Raw genomic sequence first — 4908 nt, 5'->3', positions numbered from 1 at the left:
CCCGCCATGATCGCCCGCTGGATCGGCGCCGCCCCGCGCCAGCGCGGCAGGAGCGAGGCATGGATGTTCAGGCAGCCGCGCTTCGGCGCCGCAAGCGCCGCCGGCGGCAGGATCAGGCCATAGGCCACCACGACCGCCGCATCGGCGCCGAGCGCCGCCAGGGCGGCGAGCGCCTCGGGGTCGCGCAACGACACCGGGCAGCGCAGACAGAGGCCCAGCGCCTCGGCCCGCGCCTGGACCGGGCTCGGCCGGAGCTTCTGACCGCGGCCGGCGGGACGGGGCGGCTGGGTATAGACGCAGGCGATCTCGTGGCCCGCCGCGACCAGCGCGTCGAGCGCCGGCACGGCGAAGGCGGGCGTACCCATGAAGATCAGGCGCATGGGATCAGGCGCGTTCCTTCTCCCGCTTGAGCTTCTTCATGCGGTTGGTGATCATCCGGCGCTTGATCGCGCTGAGATGGTCGATGAAGAGCCGGCCCTCCAGATGGTCGAGCTCGTGCTGCACGCAGACTGCCGGCCGGTCCCGGAACTCGGCCTCCTGGCGCGCGCCGTCGAGATCCCGCCAGCGCAGGCGCACCCGCGCCGGGCGCGAGACGTTCTCGTAGACCTCCGGGATCGAGAGGCATCCCTCCTCGCTGACGACCTCCTCCTCGGAAGCCCAGACCAGCTCGGGATCGACGAAGACCATCGGCGCGGGCGTCTCGTCCTCCCCGGTGCAATCCATGACGAAAAGCCGCTTCATGATGCCGAGTTGCGTCGCCGCGAGCCCGATCCCCGGCGCCTCGTACATGGTCTCTAGCATGTCCTCGGCCAGCCGGCGCAGGCCCGCATCGACGGCGCCGACCGGTTCGGCCGCCTTGCGCAGCCGGGGGTCGGGAAGGATCAGGATCGGTCGCAATGCCATGGCGGCGACTTAGGGAATCGCCCATCGCTTGACAAGACGGCTTCGGGCTTGCTGCGGCGCACCAGAACGCTAAGGTCGCGCCGAAAGGCAGGGCTCACCCATGTTCGATTTCGACGAGATCATCGACAACCGCGGAACCCATTCCGACAAATGGGACGAAATGGAGGCGCGCTACGGCATCTCGCCCGAAGACGGCCTCGCGATGTGGGTGGCGGACATGGAATTCCGCCCGCCGAGCGCGGTCAACGAAGCGCTCGCCGCAGCGGTTGCCCATGGCGTGCACGGCTATTTCGGCGACGAGCGCGACTACAAGGCCGCGATCACCGGCTGGATGGCGCGCCGCCACGGCTGGGAGGTCGACCCCTCGGCCATCGCCACGACCCACGGGATCGTCGCCGGCCTCGCGATCTGCCTGCGCGCCTTCACCGAGCCCGGCGACGGGGTGATCCTCTTCACGCCGGTCTATCATGCCTTCGCCCGGATCATCGGCGCCAACCGGCGCGAAGTGGTCGAATCACCGCTCGTCCTGCGCGACGGGCGCTACGGGATGGATCTCGACGCGCTCTCGGGCGCGCTCAAGGGGCACGAGCGCATGGTCGTGCTCTGCTCGCCCCATAACCCCGGCGGGCGGGTCTGGGACAGGGACGAGCTGCGCGCCCTGGCCGATTTCTGCCGCGACCACGACCTGCTGCTCGTCGCCGACGAGATCCATCACGATCTGATCCATCCCGGCAACCGCCACATCCCCATGCCGCTGGCGGCGCCGGATTGCCTCGACCGGCTGGTCATGCTGACGGCGACGACCAAGGCCTTCAACATCGCCGGCACCGTAACCGGCAATGTCATCATCCCGGACGCCTCGCTGCGCGCCCGGTTCGGCGCGGCGCATCGCGCCACCGGCACCTCGCCCAACCGCTTCGGCATGCTGATGGCGACCGCGGCCTATGCCACGGGCGACGCCTGGATCGACGCGCTCTGCGCCTATCTCGCCGGCAATGCCGAGGTCTTCGGCACCGGGCTCGACGCGATCCCCGGGGTGCGGATGATGCCGATGCAGGGCACCTATCTCTCCTGGGTGGATTTCTCCGGCACCGGCATGGCCACGGAGGAATTCACCGGCCGCGTGGAGCGCGGCGCCAGGATCGCCGCCAGCCACGGCCCGGCCTTCGGCACCGGCGGCGCGGGACACCTGCGCTTCAACCTCGCCATGCCGCGGCCGCGCATCCGCGAGGCCGTCACCCGCCTGCAGGCGGCCTTCGCCGACCTGCAATAGCAGCCGCCACCGATCCGATCGACCCTGACACTTGCCGGAGATCCGCATATGAGCTTCACGACCCAGCCGAGCCCGGTCACCCGCCCGAACCGCTGCCAGCTCTTCGGGCCGGGATCGCGCCCCGAGCTCTTCGCCAAGATGGCGGCATCGGCGGCCGACGTGATCAACCTCGATCTGGAGGACAGCGTCGCCCCCGCCGACAAGCCGGCGGCGCGGGCCAATATCATCCGGGCCATCGGCGAGGTCGACTGGGGCCGCAAGACGCTCTCGGTGCGCATCAACGGCCTCGACACCGAATTCTGGTACCGCGACGTGGTCGACCTGCTGGAGCAGGCCGGCGAGCGCATCGACCTGATCATGATCCCCAAGCTGGGCCGGGCGGCGGATCTCTATGCGGTCGACGCGCTGGTCACGGCGATCGAATCGGCCAAGGGCCGCGCCCGGCGCCTCGGCTTCGAGGGGATCATCGAGACAGCGGCGGGCTTCGCCAACGTCGGCGAGATCGCCGCGGCCAGCCCGCGCCTGCAGGCGCTGAGCCTCGGCGCGGCGGATTACGCGGCCTCCATGGGCATGCAGACCACCGGCATCGGCGGAACCCAGGAGAACTACTACATGCTCGCGCCCAAGGATGCCGGCGGCGAGCGCGGGCCGGTCTGGGGCGATCCCTGGCACGGCGTGACCGCGGCGATCGTCGCGGCCTGCCGGGCCAACGGGGTGCTGCCGGTCGACGGGCCCTTCGGCGACTTCTCCGACGACGAGGCCTTCCGCGCCCAGGCGCGGCGCGCGGCCACGCTCGGCATGGTCGGCAAATGGGCCATCCATCCCAAGCAGGTCGCGCTCGCCAACGAGGTCTTCACGCCCTCCGACGCCCAGGTCTCCGAGGCCCGCGAGATCCTCGCCGCCATGACCGAGGCCGAAGCCGAGGGCAAGGGCGCCGCCGTCTACAAGGGGCGGCTGATCGACATCGCCTCGGTGCGGCAGGCCAAGGTCATCGTCGATACCGCGGAGCTCATCGCCGGCTGAGCCCGCGGCGCTTCGCCACCGGCACGCAGATCTCGGTGCGGAGCTCCGAGGGCGCGACCTCGCCCGGCGTGTTGCGGTAGACCTCGAAGGGCGCGGCCTTGCGGGCCTCGAATTCCGAAGCCGGCAGCCATTCGCGGTAGAGCCAGGCCCAGGCGGCCGGCAGTCCGTCATAGGGTCCCGCCAGGGTCAGCACCGCGTGCTGGCCGCTCGCGAGCTTCGCCTCCGCGAAACCCTCGGGCAAAGCCAGGCCCTTGCGCACCGCGATGCCGGCCACGGCGCGCAGATCCGCCTCCGCGACCTCCCCCGGGTCGTCGAAATAGACCGCGAGCAGCTCGATCGCCTCGGGCCGGAGCCCCATTGCCTCGATCGCGGGGCCGAGGCGTTCGAACGTGCCGCCGATCGCGTCATAGGCGCCGCGATGCTCCAGACCGACCACCCGACGGGCCGGGCGCTTAACGATCTCGACCTGATACATCGTCCTCTCCTTTTCGCTTGATGCCCGGCTTGTTGCAATCCCTCGGTCCGCGGTCAATATACCCGCCACCGCAGGGAGCGATCGATGCAGACCTATCTCGACTTCGAAAAGGGCCTCGCCGAGATCGAGGGCAAGGCGGAAGAATTGCGGGCGATGGGCCGCAAGAACTCCGAGATGAAGGTCGAGGAGGAGGCCGAGGCGCTCGACCGCAAGGCGTCGACGCTGCTCGAGGATCTCTACAAGAACCTCGATCCCTGGCGGAAATGCCAGGTGGCGCGCCACCCCGACCGGCCGCATTGCCGGGACTACATCGAGGCGCTCTTCACCGAATGGACGCCGCTCGCCGGCGATCGCAACTTCGCCGACGACCATGCGGTGATGGGGGGGCTCGCCCGGCGCGCGGACCGGCCGGTGGTGGTGATCGGCCTCGAGAAGGGCAATGACACCAAGAGCCGGATCGAGCGCAATTTCGGCATGGCGCGGCCCGAGGGCTACCGCAAGGCGATCCGGCTGATGGATCTCGCCGACCGCTTCGGCATTCCGGTGATCACCCTGGTCGACACGCCCGGCGCCTATCCGGGCAAGGGCGCGGAGGAGCGCGGCCAGGCCGAGGCGATCGCGCGCTCCACCGAGAAATCGCTCGGACTCGGCGTGCCGGTGATCTCGGTGATCATCGGCGAGGGCGGCTCGGGCGGGGCGGTGGCCCTCGCGACGGCGGACCGCATCGCCATGCTCGAGCATTCGATCTATTCGGTCATCTCGCCCGAAGGCTGCGCCTCGATCCTCTGGAAGGACGCGGAGAAGATGAAGGAGGCCGCTGAGGCGCTGCGGCTGACGGCGACCGATCTCCATGCCCTCGGCGTGGTCGACCGCGTCATCCCCGAGCCGCGGGGCGGCGCCCAGCGCGACAAGTCCGAGGCGATCGCCCGCGTCGGCACGGCCATCGACGAGCTGCTCGGCGAGATCTCGGGCAAGAAGCCCGAGGCCCTGCGCAAGGCCCGCCGCAAGAAATTCCTCGACATGGGCTCGCTGTCGCTGGTGGCCTGATCGGCCCGAGGCACCCTTGCCAGCGCCCCGCGCCTGAAAGGTGCCGCTTCCCGCGGCGGCGCGCTGGCAAGAAGGCCGCGCCCCGCGCGGCCCGCACCACCTTCCCCCGGGCCGAAAAGGCGAGGCGCCGGCGGCGCCTTGCCCGGTCCGGTCGCCCGGAGGCGCGAGCCGCAGGGCGAGGGAGGTG

At 70.5% G+C, this 4908-nt stretch carries 6 protein-coding genes; 3 read left to right on the top strand and 3 right to left on the bottom strand.

All coding sequences use genetic code 11. The features are described 5' to 3' along the window. Together V7050_RS18125 and def are read right to left on the bottom strand one after the other, a co-directional pair. A partial coding sequence (locus V7050_RS18125) for a methionyl-tRNA formyltransferase (protein ID WP_324410965.1) occupies positions 1 to 380 on the bottom strand: 380 nt, incomplete at its 3' end. Between the two features lie 4 nt (positions 381 to 384). Next, positions 385 to 903: a peptide deformylase gene (def, locus tag V7050_RS18120; RefSeq protein ID WP_324375743.1), complete on the bottom strand. Its 519-nt coding sequence runs from the start codon at positions 901 to 903 to the stop codon at positions 385 to 387. A 100-nt stretch (positions 904 to 1003) separates the two neighbouring features. Between def and V7050_RS18115 the strand changes: the two genes are divergently transcribed. Then, positions 1004 to 2176: a MalY/PatB family protein gene (locus V7050_RS18115; protein WP_324370289.1), complete on the top strand. Its 1173-nt coding sequence runs from the start codon at positions 1004 to 1006 to the stop codon at positions 2174 to 2176. 48 nt (positions 2177 to 2224) lie between these two features. Then, positions 2225 to 3199, top strand: coding sequence for an HpcH/HpaI aldolase/citrate lyase family protein (locus V7050_RS18110; RefSeq protein ID WP_324370287.1), 975 nt, complete (start codon positions 2225 to 2227; stop codon positions 3197 to 3199). Here V7050_RS18110 and V7050_RS18105 read toward each other — a convergent pair. Next, entirely contained in the window at positions 3186 to 3674 is a 489-nt protein-coding gene (locus tag V7050_RS18105) for an AraC family transcriptional regulator (protein WP_324370284.1), read from the bottom strand. The genes V7050_RS18110 and V7050_RS18105 overlap by 14 nt on opposite strands. 84 nt (positions 3675 to 3758) lie before the next feature. Here V7050_RS18105 and V7050_RS18100 point away from each other — a divergent pair, with 84 nt between their 5' ends. After that, positions 3759 to 4721 (top strand): acetyl-CoA carboxylase carboxyltransferase subunit alpha, encoded by a 963-nt coding sequence (locus tag V7050_RS18100; RefSeq protein WP_324370282.1) that lies wholly within the window; start codon positions 3759 to 3761, stop codon positions 4719 to 4721. Positions 4722 to 4908 lie beyond the last annotated feature (187 nt).

Origin of the sequence: Amaricoccus sp., from assembly GCF_036846665.1 — a bacterium.
In the GTDB taxonomy this organism is placed as follows: Bacteria; Pseudomonadota; Alphaproteobacteria; order Rhodobacterales; family Rhodobacteraceae; genus Amaricoccus.
The sequence above is the reverse complement of the archived record's forward strand: the minus strand, read 5'-3'. Positions and strand labels throughout refer to the sequence as shown.

Excerpts from the sequence above, each read along its gene's own strand:
- def (WP_324375743.1), bottom strand. The coding sequence starts at position 903 with ATGGCATTGCGACCGATCCTGATCCTTCCCGACCCCCGGCTGCGCAAG.
- V7050_RS18115 (WP_324370289.1), top strand. The coding sequence starts at position 1,004 with ATGTTCGATTTCGACGAGATCATCGACAACCGCGGAACCCATTCCGAC.
- V7050_RS18110 (WP_324370287.1), top strand. The coding sequence starts at position 2,225 with ATGAGCTTCACGACCCAGCCGAGCCCGGTCACCCGCCCGAACCGCTGC.
- V7050_RS18105 (WP_324370284.1), bottom strand. The coding sequence starts at position 3,674 with ATGTATCAGGTCGAGATCGTTAAGCGCCCGGCCCGTCGGGTGGTCGGT.
- V7050_RS18100 (WP_324370282.1), top strand. The coding sequence starts at position 3,759 with ATGCAGACCTATCTCGACTTCGAAAAGGGCCTCGCCGAGATCGAGGGC.